Below are 16,883 nucleotides of genomic sequence, written 5' to 3' on the forward strand. Positions count from 1 at the left end.
TATTGGCTGAGTTTTTTTGTTTATTTTTCAGTTACTTTTCCATTTACATCACGTTCTACTTGCATATCTGTGATGGCTAAATAACCTAAGTCTTTGACAATTGTTTTTTGAACATCATCGGTGACCATATAGTCTAAGAAGGCTTTTACATCTTTATTAGGCTCCCCTTTTGTATACATATGTTCATAAGACCAGATTTTCCATGAATTGTCTTTCACGTGTTCTTCTTTTGGTTCAACACCATCAATGCTTAAGGCAACGGTGGAATCATCCATATAAGAAAAAGCTAAATAGCTGATTGCTCCTGGTGTTTGTTCAACAATTTTACGAACTGTTCCCGAAGAATCTTGTTCTTGTGATTGAACTGGTTTAGCTCCATCTAAGCCCCATTTTTCAAATGTTGCTCGGGTGCCACTTCCGTTTGCGCGGTTTATTACGACGATTTCTTGATCTTTGCCGCCCACTTCTTTCCAGTTTTTGACTTTGCCAGTAAAGACATCAATCAATTGTTGCTTCGTTAAATTCTTCACGCCGACTTCTTTGTTGACCACTGGTCCCATACCGACCACGGCCACCCGATGATCGACTAATTTAGAGGCATCCACGCCATCTTTCTCTTCGGCAAACACATCGGAATTTCCAATGGTCACTGCGCCATCTGCAACTTGCGAAAGTCCTGTTCCGCTGCCGCCACCTTGGACAGAAACTGTATAATTAGGATGTTCTTGTGTAAATTGATCTTTCGCAGCATCTACTAACGGTTGTAAAGCGGTGGAACCAACAGCGACAATTTTAACTGGTTTGTTACTATCCGCTTCGCTGGATTTTTCAGTTGTGCCTCCTTGAGCTCCGCACCCAGTTAATAATAACCCTAGACTCAGCATAGTTGCTGCAATTACACGTTTTTTCATCTTTGCACTTCCTTTTCAATTAGTTACAAGTTTAGTCTACCAAGACTCTGTTAATTCTGTTTCAATTAAATGTAAATAAAAGGTAAAGGTGTGTAAAGAATCTATAAAGGCTAGTGCGTTACACGTTGTGTCGCCATGTAATGTGCAATTCGTTCCATGGCCGTTGTTAATTTATCCATATCGGACGCATAACTAATTCGGACGTATCCTTCTGCTTCTGGACCAAAAGAAATACCTGGAATCAACGCTACTGCTTCTTTTTGCGCTAAATCAATACAAAATTTCATAGAATCTTGTTCATAACCAGTAGGAATCTTAGCAAAAATATAAAAGGCGCCATTTGGACGTGCAACCTCAAACCCCAATTGAGTCATCTGTTCATAAACAAAATCGCGCCGTTTCCGATACTCTTCTTTCATAATTTCAGCATCATGCATTCCTTCGATTAAGGCACGAACAGCCGCTTTTTGAGACACTGTTGCAGCCGCAGTAACTAAATACTGATGAACTTTAATGATCTCCGCTGTTAAAATCGCTGGTGCAAAAATAAAGCCAATCCGCCAGCCTGTCATGGCATGTGATTTCGACAAACCGTTAATTAAAATCGTTTGGTCACGTAACATTTCAGCAATCGAAACATGACTCTCATCATAAGTTAACTCACTATAAATTTCATCGCTGATCACAAAAATGTCGTATTTTTTTAGAACATCAGCAATTGCTTGCAACTCTTGGCGATTATAGGTGACACCAGTTGGGTTGCTAGGATAATTTAAAATAATTGCTTTGACTTGTTCCCCATGCTCGGCCATTGCCGCTTCAATCATTTCAGGGGTCAAGACAAAATCGTTGTCTCGTGTGTCCAAATATACCGGCTCCGCCCCCGCCAATGTAATAATTGGTTCATACCCTGGGTAAATAGGTGCTGGCAATAGCACTTTGTCACCTTGTTCTAAAATTGCTAATAACGAAGCTGAAATCGCTTCTGTTGCTCCAACTGTTACTAAAATTTCTGTCGCAGGCTGGTAAGTCAAATGGTACTTTTCTTTCATAAAATAAGCGGCTGCTTCACGGACATCTAACAAACCAGACATCCCTGTATAATGAGAAAAATTCGCATCAATTGCTTCTTTGGCTGCTTTTTTGACATGCTCAGGTGTGTTAAAATCCGGCTCTCCTAGCGTTAATTTTAAAATACCTTCAATTCCTGAGACTTGTTCGTCAAATTGACGAATTAAAGAAACAGCAATTTTATTTACTTGACGATTAAAACGATTGGTTAAATCCATTTAGCTTCACTCCTTCAGTTGACGTTATAGTAGCACAAATTGACCGTAAAATGAATGATTTTCTCATTGTTTCGCTAGATTTTTATTATAAATATCTCAAAAAAACGACAGAGAAGAAAATAGGAGAACTTTGTCCTTTTCAACAAAGTTCTCCTATTTATTTATTTTTCGAAACGCCATGTCCGAATTTCAAACGGACGTAATGGTGCATCAACTTCTATCGCCGGTGTCAACGGTTCTTCTAATACATTTGTTAAACAAGTCGCTGGTTGTGTCTCTTTGTGAAGTTCACAAGGAATATTTTGCGCTGTTAGATTAAAGCCACGAACGACTAAATGATTCGTTTGCTCTTGACGTTTAACGGCTGTCCAACCAATTGGTCCTTCTGCCGTTGTCAAATAAACATGGTTCGGTGCTAGTTTACCTTCATGACGCGCAGTAGTAGCTGCAGTAAAAGGAATTTGTGCACTATAGGCTTGTTGATACGTAGCAAAGCGTTCTTCTGGTTTTCCATGCAATGACAAACCATATTTAAAGGTATATTCTCCTTGGCATTGTGCTTCTGGTGTCGCAAAATAGCCCCAATCACCTAGTTCGCCAACACAACGAATTAATGTGACCGCAATGGTTCCATCTGCTAAGACTTCATACTCATTTAAGCCTTCATTGAAGATAGTCACGCCTTTGTTTTGGTCATGAACATTCACAAACGCTTGTTGGTGCTGCGGGTTTGTTGGATTTTCCCATGTGTCGCTTACTTGATTTGGTCGTGTCACGACTTCATAAATACTATCCGCTTCATGTGTTTCTGTGACCATGCCAGTTGGGAAAAGCACGCGTAAACGATGATCTTTGATTTGATTGTTAATGGTTGTTTCAAAAAATAATTGGTTACTTTCTTTGATCATTGTAACCACTGTCGTTATTTCGAACGGGCGAAGCGTCGTTGAACGTTGTGCTTGGCGTTCTCTAAACTCACGAACAGCCTTTTGTTCTTCTTCTAATCGTTCATCTGCTGAAACTGGTAACATGACGGTTTGTTTAATTTGATAACTTGCTTTTACAGGGGAATTTTCTTTATTCGTAATTTCAGCAGTTACATTTTCGGTTGTAATTCCTTGGTCTTCGATCGGTTTGAAAAAGATATATTCATTCCCAATGTCGCCAGTATCTTCAAATGTTAACAATTTTGAAAATGTTTCTCCTGTTTTTTTGTCAGCAATGGTTAAGCTACCATTGTTTTCAATTTTCACTTGAATAAATTCGTTTTCCATTTCATTTGTTGCTGGTTGAGCCAAAAGACTTCCTTCAAAAGCTTTCGTTTCTCCTTGAATCAATGCAAAGCTATCCCAAGAGAATGGCGCCATTTCTTTGACAGATAATTCGACCGTTAAGTATTTAGCCATGTACGGTTGGCGGAAAGCATCTTTAGGTAAATCGTAACCAAAACGAACATCTTCTTTGACAATACGGCTTGCAACGGCTTGTCCTGTTGGATCAATCACTTGATAATCTGGGGTGGCTTTTTGTTTTAATTCATGATAAAGATCTTCAGGTTTTCCTGTATAAAATGGCAATCGTTCAATCTCCACTTCCACAGTGACAACCTCCGTTTTCTGATAGCCACTAGTATTAAATAAAACAAACGGGTGCGCTTTTTCTGGGAAAACACTTGTATCAATTGCTTCTGTTAATTGTCGTGTTGCTTCATCTGCTAAGAAATGCCCGACATCATTGGCATTTTCAAAGCGAGTCATCATGCCTCGGTGAACCTCGTCGACAGAACAGCCACAAATACTATCGTGCGGATGGTTTTGAAGCAATGTTTTCCAAGCATAATCAAATTGGTCATGTGGGTAGTCGCCAGTTACTTCGTAAGCCATCGCTGCTAAAGGTTCTGAGATATTTTCTAATTGGCGTTGGACTTTTGTGTTCCACTGTTTTAAATAGACGCGAGCAGAAGAAGTATTGGCTAATGTGTACCAGCCATCCGTTTCTTGACTCGTTAATTCACCTGTTACTGTTCCTAAATCTTCTGGTAACTCCTCTTGAACAGCTTTCAAATAGTCATCGAAATTGGAATGAATAAATTCATATTCTGGGAATAGTTCATTGGCTAAAGCGATGGCCTTAGTAATATCTCTTTGTACCGGTTGGTGGTCGACCCCATTCATCATCAATAAATGGTTTGTGGAAGCGTAACGTTCCACATCAGCCAATTTTTGTTTCCAAAAAGCGATTGCCGCTTCTTTTTCTGAAGGAATTTCGTTCCCGTTACTATACCAGTTTGCAAAAAGCAAGCCGAAAATTTTGGTTTGGTCCGGACCTTCCCACCACATTTCAGAATATTGTGAGCTATAGTCGCTTTCTAAGACTTGATTATCAAAGCCAATCGGTTTCACCCCGCGTCCAAAGGCAGCCGCAGGCAGATTTGCTAATTGCATCATTTGAGGTGTTTGACCCATGTTACCAAATGTATCTGGGAAGTAACCTAATTGAACTGGTGCTCCCCATTTTTGACTTTCTAAATGCCCAATCAGCATGTTTCGAACATTGGATTCAGAGCTAATTAAAAAGTCATCTTGTAAAATATAAAATGGTCCGATTTTTAGTTTGCCTGCTTGGACAGCTTTTTTCACGGCTTCTTTTTTCTCTGGGCGAACTTGTAAATAGTCGTCTAAGATAATCGTTTGTCCATCTAAATGGAAACTGTTAAACTCTGGATCATTTTCAATTAAATCTAATACATTATCCACTAATTCAATTAAGCGCATATGATGTTCTTCATAAGGAAGATACCATTCACGATCCCAATGACTATGGGAAACAATATAGACTTTTTTCTTTGTCATCACTTTTCCTCCTATTTTTCCACTCGGATGTCAAAATAATCCATAACTAATTCACAAAACATCATATTAGCCCATGAAAACCATTCTCTTGTATAATTTTCAGGATTATCTACATCAAAACCTTCATGCATCAAATGAGTCCCCGCATCTGTGGCAACCAATAAATCTAAAATTCGTTCTTTTTCTGCTTTATCTTTGGTTGTCATTCCTTCCATTGCTAAAGCAATCGGCCACACGTAATTTTCTGGTGTATGCGAGCTACCAATCCCTTTTGCGTATTTGCCTTCATAGAAGTAAGGATTTTCTTTACTTAATAAGGTTTGACGCGTTGTTAAATATTGTTCATCCTCTGTTGAACAATAACCCAGATAAGGGGCTGCTACTAAATTGGGAACATTACTGTCATCCATCACGCTTGCATTGCCTAAGCCATCCACTTCATACGCATAAATCGTTTCGTTATTTTGATTTTTTGTTCGTCCAAATGTTTGAATGCCTTCTTCAATCTCTTCTTGTAATTTTTTAGCAATCGCCACAATCGTAGCATCTTCTAAAACATCCGAGAAAATTTCTTGAATATAGCCTAAAATTACGACTGCAAACATATTAGAAGGAACTAAGTAACCATATTGGCAGGCATCATCACTAGGACGGAAGCCTGACCATGTCATCCCTGTTTTGCCAACTGGCGTTCCTTTCCCTGCTTCAACCAACGTATCTTCTTGACGCCACGTATCTCGTTCAAATAAATAAGGTGACTGTGCGTGATCTTGTTCTGTTGTGAAAACGTTGAGAATTTTTTTGACGCCTTCCACAAAATCTGAATTAAATTGTTCGGTCATCCCAGTATTTTTATAAAGTAAATAGGCTAATTGGACCGGGTAACATAATGAATCAATTTCATATTTCCGTTCCCAAATCCAGCCATTCATTTCGGTCTTATCAGTTTGATGGCCTGCATGATTATCTGTTTCATTAAACGCATTGGCATAAGGATCAATGCAAATATAACGAAACTGGCGTTTAACCAAACCAGCAATCATTTGAGCAAGGTCTTCGTCTTCTTTCGCAATCACTAAATAGGGACGAACTTGTGCTGTTGAGTCTCTCAACCACATTGCTGGAATATCGCCTGTTAATAAAAAGGTAGTACCATCTTCTTGACGTTTCACTGTTGTTAGTAAAGTATTGGCAAAGGCCGCCTGAAAGTTTTTTGCCCAATCTTGATGTGCTTCACCGCATTTTTCTGTAATTGTCTCCATAAATGTTGCTACGGATTTTGGAACTTCTGTATAAACCATTCTCGTCACCTCTTAAATTTGATATATCATTTCACAATTGAATTATAGCGTTTACATTTCACTTTGTCTAGTGATTTCGATCATTTTTTTCATTTTAAAACCAATTAATTTATGGTAAACTATAAATAAGATATATCTTATTGTGAGGTGAAATGAATGAAGCAACCATTATATCAACAAATTATTGATTATTTACAAAATGAAATTGATTCAGGGCGATTGCCTGTTGGAGCGCAAGTGCCTACCGAAAAAGAATTATCGGCTCAGTTTAACGTCAGTAGAATTACGTCCAAACGAGCGCTAACTGAGTTGGAAACGCAAGGCGTAATCCAACGTCACCAAGGAAAAGGAAGTTTTGTTCAAGCACCAAAGCATCCTCTTCATACCTCTTTAAATAAAGTTCTTTTTTTATTGCCATTTGCAGACGATTTATCAGTAGGAAATTTCTATAGCGGTTTGGCCCCTACTATTCAAGCAGCTGGTTTAGAAGTCTTTATGACCTCGCCTAATTTTTTGAGAGAGAAAAATGCTGCGGACATTGTGAATGAGTTTGCCGGGCTTGTCTATTATGCTGCTACTAGTAATGACTACCTCGACTTACTGTTCGAGTTGGCTTTGATGAATTTTCCAGTCGTTGTCTTGGATAAAAAGATCCATGATTTGCCTTTTGCAACCATTCAATCAGACAACTTTGCTGGTGGTAAAACAGCAACCGAACGCTTAATTGGCTTAGGACATACAAAAATTGGATATATCCTTTCAGGAAGTCCGGCCCTACAATCCGTTCGGCAACGTTATTTAGGTTATCTCCAAGCTTTAAAAGAAGCCAATCTGGCGTTTCATACAGCAATCACGGAAACCAATCTCTTAGATGAACACAACTTTAAACAGTATTTTGAGGCGCACCAACTCACAGCCGTGGTCTGCGATAATGACTTCAGCGCGTTACATTGTTTACGAAACTGTAAAAACATAGGTATTCATGTGCCAAAAGAATTATCGATTATTGGTTTTGACGATATTCAAGCAGCAGCATTTGTCGAACCGCCATTAACAACCATGGCGCAAGACTTTAAAGAAATGGGAAAACTAGCTGGCGAAGTGTTATTACAAACGATGCAACAAGATCTTCAAATCATAGAAGACATTCAAGTGCCTGTCACATTAATTGAAAGAGAAACCATTTCTACTGTTTCAAAATGAGCCAAAAAAGAAGGAACTATCAGTCAAATCACTGATAGTTCCTTCTTTTTATTCCTTAGTGCTAAATGTTTTGGTATCTACCTCTTTTTTAAACAACGCTTTTAGTTCTTTGATAAAGTAGCGACCAATCGGACTGATTTCCCGATTTTTGGGAAAGAGTAAACAAATACGATTTTCCAAAGCTGGCGCCAATGGCACTAACCGAATTTCTTTCTTCGTAAAACCCGTTACGACTCCTGAACCAGAAGCATAAGCATTGGTTTCTACCAACAAATTCATCAAGGTTCCACGATCTGTAGTATGAATGACCGATTCCTGTTCAGGAATTTCAACTAAATCTTCAGAAAAATAGGAAAAATTGCTTCCTTCTTGATTAAAGCGGACTTGTGGATAGGGAACTAATTCCTCTAAATGAATTTCTTTTTGCTTGGCTAAAGGATGATGATTTCCTAAAAAAATGTGTGTATTAAAAGTACTAATTACCTCGTAGGCTAGATTAGCTTGTTCTAAATACCGTTCAATACTGACACTATTTTGTTCATTTAAATAAATAATCCCCAACTCACTGTGAAATCCTTTGACGTCTTCAATTACTTTTAAGGTCGTGGTTTCAAAGACACGAAAATCTTTATATTGATCCCCATACTTTTTAAGAACTTTGGCAATTACCTCACCTAAAAAATCGTAATGTTGCGAAGAGATGGAGAATCGTTCGCTGGTCACTGTCTCGCGATAGCGATTTTCCAATAACTCCATTTGAACTAAGACTTTCTCTGCTTGTTCTAAAAAAACCATTCCTTCTTCTGTTAAAAAAGCGCCCTTATTGGTACGTAAAAAGAGGGAAATCCCTAGTTCTTCTTCTAATTCCCGAATACTATTTGACAAGCTAGGTTGTGTAATAAATAGTTTTTTGGCTGCTTCCCGAAAACTCCCATTGTTAGCTATGGCAGCAACATACTTCATTTGTTGAATATTCAACACTTTTTCCTCCACACACTAATCATTTGAAAAATAAATCTTACGCCCATTCAACGGCTGAAGGGGCCGATTGTTAAAGGCCAACATACCTTCCTTGATCTTATTTAAAAAGGCTTGATCCATTTTTTGAATGGTATCAAATACAAACCATTTCACTGGACCCTTAGTTGGCGGTGTTGTTAACGAGCCTACATAATGGTAGTGTAGACGCTCCTCTGGTAAAAAGATTGACGGATTAAACCATTGTTGGTGCGTGCCGTTTTCCCAGTCCATCGGATGATTCGCTTCTGAAAAACGATTTTCTTCCTCAGTGATGGTAAACAGGCAACCGACAACTAAATTTTCGCCAGCATCATTCATATGAACCAAATGGAATTCTAGCGGATACTGCTTTCCCGACAGCAAATGTTCGCTAGGCATATGAAAATGGATATCGGTTAAATGATACGCAACATTTTCAAACATTACGTAACTTTCCGTATTTGGTGGTACAAAATGAAACGTATTTTTGAATTCCTTTTCAGTGAATTCTTCTTTTTTATAATGAAACGTAATCTGAGAATTTACTGTCTCAGCACTTTCTTTTTCTAAAGCAATTGGCGATTGATAAGCAAACTTAGCACCTTCTGCAAACCAGTCACATAGCGTATGCCAATGTTCTGGTCCATCGTTGCCTGTATAGCTCCATTCAACGTCCATATTTTTTATTTTTTTCATACACTCTTCCTTCATTTCCACATAGTAATCAGGTAAAACTCATGTTAAAACTCTATCCTAACATCTTTTCTACGTCAAACAAAAGAACTTAGATCATTACGCTCCTCGGCAAATGACCTAAGTTCTCCTACCGTTAAATCTGGTTACCGAAAATGACACTAAAAATCAGACGACAAGAACCATCTTTAGTGCAACGGTTATTTGCCCCAGTTTTCAGGATCTTTTTTCCATTCTTGTAATAAGGTAACATCTTTTTCTTCGATATAGTTTGCTTCTAATGCAGCATCAATTAAAGTTGAATAATTGGTTAACGTTAGTAACGTCATCTGTTTATCTGCAAAATTTGCCGTTCCTTTGGGTAACTCATAAGTGAAGATTGCCGCAACGCCTAAAACCGTTGCTCCTTCACGTTCCGCCGCTTCTGCCGCTTCTAACACGCTACCGCCTGTTGAAATTAAATCCTCGATAACTACCATTTTTTGTCCTTCAGAAATTCGGCCTTCAATTTGATTCCCTTTGCCGTGATCTTTGGCTTTACTGCGGATATAAACCATTGGTAATCCTAAAATATCGGCTACCCATGCCGCATGTGGAATCCCTGCGGTAGCTGTCCCAGCAATCACTTCGACTTCTGGGAAAGTCTCTTTAATTTTTGCCGCTAAGCCTTCTGCAATTTCTTTACGCACAGCAGGATAACTCATCGTGATACGGTTATCACAATAAATCGGGCTTTTTATGCCACTAGCCCAAGTAAAAGGCTCATTAGGGTTTAAAAATACCGCTTCAATATCTAATAAATCTTTGGCAATCTTTTTTGCTACTTTTGTCATGTTACTTTCCGCTCCAGTCTTTTTTGATTTCTTGATAGGCTTCATAAGGATTTTCTGCTTGGGTAATAGGTCGGCCAACAACGATATATGTGGACCCGATTTCGCGAGCATGTTGCGGCGTAACGACCCGTTGTTGGTCACCTACTGCACTTCCTGCTGGACGAATACCAGGTGTTAAACAAATAAACGTCTGCTTGGTTGCTTCTTGAATACCACGTGCTTCTAATGCTGAACAAACCACGCCATCCAGACCCGCTTTTTCCGCACATTTAGCATAATGAATGACACTTGTCTCTAAAGGAACGTTGATTAATTGATCATGGTGCATCTCTTCTTCACTAGTAGAAGTCAACTGGGTTACAGCAATTAACTCAGGAACCTTAGCGCCTGGCTGAGTCCCTTTGATTAGACCTTCCTTAGCTGCTTGCATCATTCGAACGCCCCCTGCTGCATGGACATTGGTAATGGCAACGCCTAATTTTGCTAAATTTGTCATCGCTTTTTCCACAGTATTCGGAATATCATGTAATTTTAAATCCAAGAAAACATCGTGCCCTTGTTCTTTAAGCCAGCGAACAATCGCTGGTCCTTCTGCGTAAAAAAGTTCCATCCCCACTTTAACAAACAAGGCTTCTTCCTTAGGAAATTTTTCTAAAAAAACAGCCACTTCTTTTTGCGTGGGAAAATCTAACGCAATAATTGGTCTATCGTGCATTTTGCTGCCCCTCTCTCACTTCTTTAATTAATTGTTCCAACGATTCAATACCTAACTCTTCCATTCGCTTAGGTAATCCGTCAATCAACTTCGGACAAATGTATGGATCTGTAAAGTTGGCCGTACCAACCCCGACAGCGCTAGCACCTGCCATGAACATTTCCAAGACATCATCCACTGTTTGAACACCACCCATTCCAATAATTGGCAACTGAGAAACACTGGCTACTTGTCGGATTAAGCGAATGGCAACAGGTTTAATGGCTGGGCCAGATAGTCCACCAGTTTGATTGGCTAAAATAGGTTTTCTCGTTTTTAAATCAATGCGCATCCCTAGCAATGTATTAATCATAGAAAAACCGTCTGCACCCCCTGCTTCAATTGCTTGGGCGATTGGCACAATGTCCGTTACGTTTGGTGATAGTTTAACATAAATCGGAACAGAGGCGACTTTTTTGACTGCTTGTGTTAATTGAAAAGCAACCTCTGGATCTGTACCAAAAGCTATGCCGCCATGTTTCACATTAGGACAGGAAATATTCAGTTCAATTGCTTTGACGTTAGGCGCTTGCCCAATTTTTGCGCAAACAGCCACATAGTCCTCTTCGCAAGCACCTGCAACATTTGCGATAATCGGTAAGTTAGGGTATTTTTCTAATTTCGGTAATTTTTCTTGCATAACCACGTCTAAGCCTGGATTCTGCAATCCAATGGCATTTAGCATACCACTAGGTGTTTCAGCTACACGTGGTGTGGGATTTCCATATCGTGCTTGGGGCGTTGTTGCCTTAATCATAATTGAACCTAATTGATCAAGGTCATAATAGTTAGCATATTCTTCCCCGAACCCAAAGCAACCACTGGCGGGAATAATTGGATTTTTTAATGTTAAACCTGGAATTGAAACAGCTAAAGGATTTTTCATCATAAGATAACCTCACTTGCTTTAAAAATCGGACCTTCATCACAGACCTTGACACTTTTTGCTCCAGTAGTGTCTCCTTTTTTATGGCAAACGCAGGCATAGCAAGCCCCAATTCCACAGGCCATCCGTTCTTCTAAAGAAAGGTAAACGTGTGGATGTGTTGGAAATAAAGAATCAATTGCTTTTAACATACCATTCGCACCGCAAGCATACACTGCATCAGGGATCCGTCCTTTTGCTAACGCTTCTGACAATAAACGGCCCACGTTGCCATGAGCGCCAAACGAGCCGTCATCTGTGGCAAAATGTGTTTCTCCTAATGCCATAAATTCTTGTTGGTAATAAGCAACCTCTTTTGATGCATAACCAAGAAAATGAATCACTTTCACGCCTTTTTCATTGAGTTGTTTTGATAATTCATACAATGGGGGAATCCCGATTCCTCCGCCAACGATAAAAGCAGTTTGACCAGCTGCTACGGTAGTTATATCAAAGCCGTTTCCTAAAGGACCTAAAATATCTAATTGTTCACCAGCCTTCATGGTGGCAAACACTTCCGTTCCAGCGCCTTCGACTCGATAAATCAAACGACAGGTTTCATTCGAATGATCAATTTGGTTGATGCTAATCGGTCGCCGCAAAAGTAAATCTGCACGCGGAACCTTGATATGCACAAACTGTCCAGGTCGTGTCATCTCTTTCACTAACTCGCCTTGTAAGTCTAACTGATAAATCCGTGGCGCTAACTGTTTTTGAGCTACAATGGTCATCATTTCTTGCTTTCTCTGCATCAGTATCCTTCACTCCTTTATTCTCTGATTCCCCTATAAATGATTTTCTATTTCTTCGTAAAAGAATCTGGAACAGTCCTCCTCAGACGATTGTTCCAGATTTTTGCTTAAATGGCTTCTGTCGTAAAGGCTCTTGATTCTAAAACTTTTAAAATCGCATTCGCTGTGTCAAGTGAGGTAAACAATGGAATCCCATGTTCGACTGCTTCCCGACGGATTGAAAAACCATCTTGGTTGGCACTGGAACGATTTTTATCCATGGTATTGATTACCACTTGTGCATTCCCATTACGAATGACATCCAGCACGGTTTCCCCTTCAGGATTAGAAATTTTCGTCACTTTCTTAACAGGCAACTGATGCTTCGCTAAAAAGTCAGCGGTTCCTTCCGTTGCGACTAAACTATAGCCAATTGCTGAAAAACGCTTAGCAATTTCTAAAGCCTCTTCTTTTGTTTCATCAGCAATGGTGAAAAGTACAGCCCCATAACTTGGCAAATGCAAGCCAGATGCTTCAAAGGCTTTATACAAGGCTTTTTCTAAATAATAATCACTACCCATAACTTCCCCAGTTGATTTCATTTCAGGCCCTAAGTACGTATCTACTTTTTGTAGTTTCGTAAAGGAGAACACAGGGGCTTTCACATGAACTTGTTTACTTTCAGGATATAATCCATCTTGATATCCTAGGTCAGTCAGTTTCTCACCAAGAATCGCTTTTGTAGCAACTTGGGCCATCGGAATCCCTGTGATTTTACTTAAGAAAGGAACTGTTCGACTCGCACGAGGATTCACTTCAATCACATAAACACGATTTTCATGAATAACAAATTGAATATTCATCATACCTACACAGTTTAAACCAAGTGCCAGTTTTTTTGTATAATCGGCAATCGTTGCTTGAATTTCTTGAGAAAGATACTGCGGTGGATAAACCGCCATTGAATCACCAGAATGAACGCCAGCTCGTTCAATATGTTCCATAATCCCTGGAATTAGTACTGTTTCACCATCACAAATGGCATCAACTTCACATTCTTGTCCCAATAAATAGCTATCAACCAAGACAGGATGTTCTGGAGAAGCTTTGACTGCATGTCGCATATAATCTTCCAAATCCTTTTGATTTTCGACAATTTCCATTGCACGACCACCTAAAACATAACTTGGACGCACTAAAACGGGATAGCCGATACGATCAGCAATCACGACTGCTTCTTCTGCACTTGTGGCCGTATCTCCTGGTGGTTGAGGAATCGCTAACTCTTGCAAAGCTTGTTCAAATAAATCACGATTTTCCGCACGATCTAAATCTTCAATCGTTGTTCCAAGAATTTTAACGCCTTGTTTTGTGAGCGGCTCAGCTAAATTAATCGCTGTTTGTCCACCAAATTGGACGATCACGCCAATCGGATTTTCTAAATCAATCACATTCATGACGTCTTCTAAAGTTAATGGCTCAAAGTATAATTTATCAGAAACAGAGAAATCTGTTGAAACTGTTTCAGGATTACTATTCATAATAATTGCTTCATAACCAGCCGCTTGGATCGCTTTGACAGAATGAACCGTTGCATAATCAAACTCGACCCCTTGACCAATGCGAATGGGACCAGAACCTAATACTAGTACAGAAGGCTTTTTCGAAACATTGCTTTCGTTTTCCACTTCATACGTGCTATAAAAATAAGGCGTGTGTGATTCAAACTCTGCAGCACACGTATCCACCATTTTATAGACGGGCACAATTTGATTGGCTCTGCGGAAGTCAGCGATGGCTTGTTCTGTTTGTCCCCAAAGTGCTGCGATTTTCCGATCAGAAAAACCATTTTGTTTGGCTTCTTTCAAGACAGCTACGTTGTCCACGTGACTTTCAAGGGTCGTTTCAATTTCGATAATGTGTAAAAGTTTATCCAAGAAGAATAAATCAATTTTCGTTAAACTTTGTAATTCTTCGATGCTATATCCTCTACGAATGGCTTCTGATAAGTAGAACAATCGATCATCTTGCGCATAGACCATTTTCTTCGTTAATTCTAAATCACTGACATGACTTAGTTCTGCTAACTCGTTGTGATAAGCACCAATTTCTAAAGAACGAACTGCTTTTAATAAGGATTCTTCAATATTGCGGCCAATTGCCATGACTTCCCCGGTTGCTTTCATTTGTGTTCCTAGTTCTCGAGCACCTTTTTCAAATTTGTCAAAAGGCCAACGAGGAATTTTGGAAACAACATAGTCCAAAGCGGGTTCAAATTCGGCATAAGTGGTTCCAGTAACTGGATTTTTCATTTCATCTAATGTTAAACCAACAGCAATTTTTGCAGCTAACTTCGCAATGGGATACCCTGTGGCTTTACTAGCAAGTGCAGATGAGCGAGAAACACGAGGATTCACTTCAATCACATAATAATTAAAGCTATGCGGGTCCAAAGCTAATTGAACATTACAGCCACCTTCAATTTTTAATGCACGAATAATTTTCAAAGACGCATCTCGCAACATTTGGTATTCATAATCTGATAGGGTTTGACTCGGAGCAAAAACAATCGAATCCCCAGTGTGAATGCCGACAGGATCAAAGTTTTCCATGTTACAAACCACAATCGCATTATCAGCCGAATCACGCATCACTTCATATTCAATTTCTTTAAAACCAGCAATACTTTTTTCAATTAAACATTGTGTAACTGGTGATAATTTCAGACCATTTTCAGCAATTTGGCGGAGTTCTTCTTCCGTATCGCACATGCCGCCGCCTGTTCCACCTAAAGTAAATGCGGGACGAACGATAATTGGATAGCCAATTCGTTTGGCAAAAGCCACGGCTTGTTCCACCGTATTGACAATTTCACTTTCTGGAATCGGTTGTTCTAATTCTTCCATCAATTGTTTAAATAAATCACGGTCTTCCGCTTGGTCAATCGCACTGAGCTTTGTTCCTAGCAATTCTACATTTAGCTCATCTAAAATTCCTGATTCCGATAATTCCATCGCCATATTTAATCCAGTTTGACCACCTAATGTTGGTAGAAGAGCATCAGGACGTTCTTTTCGCAAAATTCTTGAAACAAATTCTAAAGTAATCGGTTCGATATAAACATGATCCGCGATTTCCTTATCGGTCATGATAGTCGCTGGATTTGAGTTTACTAAGACAACTTCATACCCTTCTTCTTTTAGCGCTAAACAGGCTTGTGTGCCTGCATAGTCAAATTCTGCTGCTTGTCCAATAATGATTGGTCCTGAACCAATCACCATGATTTTCTTGATGTCCGTTCGTTTTGGCATTAGTTTTGCTCCTTCCATGCATCCATTAATTCCATAAATTCGTCAAATAAATGAAGACCATCGTGCGGTCCTGGAGCCGCATCTGGGTGATATTGCACAGTAAAAGCTGGATAATCTCGATGACGCACGCCTTCAACCGTTCCATCATTGACTTCCACGTGGGTCACAAGTAATTTTTCTGGATCAATTGTTGCTTCATCTACGGCATATCCGTGGTTTTGTGAAGTGAAATCAATGCGTCCTGTTGCAATTTCTCGTACAGGATGATTCAAACCGCGATGTCCAAACTTCATCTTATACGTATCCGCACCATTTGCTAATGAAAATAACTGATGACCTAAGCAGATGCCGAAAATTGGAACTTTTCCTTGGATTGCTTGAATCATTTCAATAGCTTCAGGCACATCTTTGGGATCTCCAGGCCCATTTGTCAACATGACACCATCGGGACTTAATTCTAAAATCTCTTCGGCCGTTGTATTATAAGGCAACACGGTTAAGTTGCATTGCCGTTTTGATAATTCTCGCAAAATACTATGTTTCAACCCAAAATCAACGACGACCACATTACGCCCAATACCTGGACTCGGATAAGGCTTAGTGGTGGAGACTTGTGCCACTTGATTTTTCGGCATGACTGTCGCTTTTAATTGATCAAACGCATGCGGCAAATCATCCACGGCATCAATGATGCTCCCTTTCATTGTTCCAGCTGATCGTAACTTACGAGTCAGCGCACGCGTATCAATTCCTGAAATTCCCGGAATCCCTTTGCGCTTTAAAAATTCATCCAAGGTCATTTGTTGACGCCAATTTGAAGCAACCCGCGCATGCTCTTTAACAATGACACCTTTACAGGTTGGTGCAATGGATTCATAATCATCTCGGTTGACCCCGTAATTTCCAACTAATGGATACGTAAAAGTAATCATTTGTCCATTAAAACTTTGGTCAGTAATTGCTTCTTGGTAACCTGTCATGCCAGTAGTAAAAACAACTTCTCCTACTACATTGCCTTCTGCACCAAACGCTTTCCCTTCAAATACTGTTCCGTCTTCTAAAATCAATAACCTTTTCAAAC

Annotated in this window: 13 protein-coding genes; 1 reads left to right on the top strand and 12 read right to left on the bottom strand. The window is 39.5% G+C overall.

Translation table 11 applies throughout. The features are described from left to right. Positions 1-20: 20 nt before the first annotated feature. The 4 genes from IGK03_RS07385 to IGK03_RS07400 all read right to left on the bottom strand — a co-directional run bounded on the left by IGK03_RS07385 (position 21) and on the right by IGK03_RS07400 (position 6,353). Positions 21-911, bottom strand: a complete 891-nt coding sequence (locus IGK03_RS07385; RefSeq protein ID WP_002374731.1) for a phosphate ABC transporter substrate-binding protein PstS family protein — start codon at positions 909-911, stop codon at positions 21-23. 110 nt (positions 912-1,021) lie between these two features. Then, positions 1,022-2,200, bottom strand: coding sequence for a pyridoxal phosphate-dependent aminotransferase (locus tag IGK03_RS07390; protein WP_002365726.1), 1,179 nt, complete (start codon positions 2,198-2,200; stop codon positions 1,022-1,024). 161 nt (positions 2,201-2,361) lie between these two features. Beyond that, positions 2,362-5,052 (bottom strand): alpha-mannosidase, encoded by a 2,691-nt coding sequence (locus IGK03_RS07395; RefSeq protein WP_202334839.1) that lies wholly within the window; start codon positions 5,050-5,052, stop codon positions 2,362-2,364. 11 nt (positions 5,053-5,063) lie between these two features. Then, positions 5,064-6,353, bottom strand: a complete 1,290-nt coding sequence (locus tag IGK03_RS07400) for a glycoside hydrolase family 125 protein (protein ID WP_002357422.1) — start codon at positions 6,351-6,353, stop codon at positions 5,064-5,066. A 156-nt stretch (positions 6,354-6,509) separates the two neighbouring features. Between IGK03_RS07400 and IGK03_RS07405 the strand changes: the two genes are divergently transcribed. Next, positions 6,510-7,556, top strand: a complete 1,047-nt coding sequence (locus tag IGK03_RS07405; RefSeq protein WP_016618346.1) for a GntR family transcriptional regulator — start codon at positions 6,510-6,512, stop codon at positions 7,554-7,556. Between the two features lie 48 nt (positions 7,557-7,604). Here the strand turns inward: IGK03_RS07405 and IGK03_RS07410 are convergent, their stop codons facing one another. The 8 genes from IGK03_RS07410 to IGK03_RS07445 form a co-directional block, all read right to left on the bottom strand. Next, positions 7,605-8,534, bottom strand: coding sequence for a LysR family transcriptional regulator (locus IGK03_RS07410; protein ID WP_002361904.1), 930 nt, complete (start codon positions 8,532-8,534; stop codon positions 7,605-7,607). Between the two features lie 18 nt (positions 8,535-8,552). Then, complete coding sequence (locus tag IGK03_RS07415) at positions 8,553-9,266, bottom strand: carbonic anhydrase (protein WP_002382382.1); 714 nt, start codon at positions 9,264-9,266, stop codon at positions 8,553-8,555. A gap of 182 nt (positions 9,267-9,448) precedes the next feature. Then, entirely contained in the window at positions 9,449-10,081 is a 633-nt protein-coding gene (gene pyrE, locus IGK03_RS07420) for an orotate phosphoribosyltransferase (RefSeq protein WP_002357418.1), read from the bottom strand. Between the two features lies 1 nt (position 10,082). Then, positions 10,083-10,796, bottom strand: coding sequence for an orotidine-5'-phosphate decarboxylase (pyrF, locus tag IGK03_RS07425; protein ID WP_002357417.1), 714 nt, complete (start codon positions 10,794-10,796; stop codon positions 10,083-10,085). Further along, positions 10,786-11,724 (bottom strand): dihydroorotate dehydrogenase, encoded by a 939-nt coding sequence (locus IGK03_RS07430; RefSeq protein WP_002379493.1) that lies wholly within the window; start codon positions 11,722-11,724, stop codon positions 10,786-10,788. The genes pyrF and IGK03_RS07430 overlap by 11 nt, the downstream gene beginning before the upstream one ends. Continuing rightward, a complete protein-coding gene (locus IGK03_RS07435; protein ID WP_002365731.1) occupies positions 11,721-12,512 on the bottom strand; it encodes a dihydroorotate dehydrogenase electron transfer subunit in 792 nt (263 codons plus the stop codon). The genes IGK03_RS07430 and IGK03_RS07435 overlap by 4 nt, the downstream gene beginning before the upstream one ends. Before the next feature lie 107 nt (positions 12,513-12,619). Then, complete coding sequence (gene carB / locus IGK03_RS07440; RefSeq protein ID WP_202334840.1) at positions 12,620-15,802, bottom strand: carbamoyl-phosphate synthase large subunit; 3,183 nt, start codon at positions 15,800-15,802, stop codon at positions 12,620-12,622. After that, entirely contained in the window at positions 15,802-16,881 is a 1,080-nt protein-coding gene (locus IGK03_RS07445; protein ID WP_002360175.1) for a carbamoyl phosphate synthase small subunit, read from the bottom strand. The genes carB and IGK03_RS07445 overlap by 1 nt, the downstream gene beginning before the upstream one ends. Between the last annotated feature and the right edge of the window lie 2 nt (positions 16,882-16,883).

Origin of the sequence: Enterococcus sp. DIV2453a, from assembly GCF_050533535.1 — a bacterium.
Lineage (GTDB): Bacteria > Bacillota > Bacilli > Lactobacillales > Enterococcaceae > Enterococcus > Enterococcus faecalis.

What these genes read in the sequence shown, in the direction of transcription:
- IGK03_RS07385 (WP_002374731.1), bottom strand. Translation starts at nt 911, where the DNA reads ATGAAAAAACGTGTAATTGCAGCAACTATGCTGAGTCTAGGGTTATTA.
- IGK03_RS07390 (WP_002365726.1), bottom strand. Translation starts at nt 2,200, where the DNA reads ATGGATTTAACCAATCGTTTTAATCGTCAAGTAAATAAAATTGCTGTT.
- IGK03_RS07395 (WP_202334839.1), bottom strand. Translation starts at nt 5,052, where the DNA reads ATGACAAAGAAAAAAGTCTATATTGTTTCCCATAGTCATTGGGATCGT.
- IGK03_RS07400 (WP_002357422.1), bottom strand. Translation starts at nt 6,353, where the DNA reads ATGGTTTATACAGAAGTTCCAAAATCCGTAGCAACATTTATGGAGACA.
- IGK03_RS07405 (WP_016618346.1), top strand. Translation starts at nt 6,510, where the DNA reads ATGAAGCAACCATTATATCAACAAATTATTGATTATTTACAAAATGAA.
- IGK03_RS07415 (WP_002382382.1), bottom strand. Translation starts at nt 9,266, where the DNA reads ATGAAGGAAGAGTGTATGAAAAAAATAAAAAATATGGACGTTGAATGG.
- pyrE (WP_002357418.1), bottom strand. Translation starts at nt 10,081, where the DNA reads ATGACAAAAGTAGCAAAAAAGATTGCCAAAGATTTATTAGATATTGAA.
- pyrF (WP_002357417.1), bottom strand. Translation starts at nt 10,796, where the DNA reads ATGCACGATAGACCAATTATTGCGTTAGATTTTCCCACGCAAAAAGAA.
- IGK03_RS07430 (WP_002379493.1), bottom strand. Translation starts at nt 11,724, where the DNA reads ATGATGAAAAATCCTTTAGCTGTTTCAATTCCAGGTTTAACATTAAAA.
- IGK03_RS07435 (WP_002365731.1), bottom strand. Translation starts at nt 12,512, where the DNA reads ATGCAGAGAAAGCAAGAAATGATGACCATTGTAGCTCAAAAACAGTTA.
- carB (WP_202334840.1), bottom strand. Translation starts at nt 15,802, where the DNA reads ATGCCAAAACGAACGGACATCAAGAAAATCATGGTGATTGGTTCAGGA.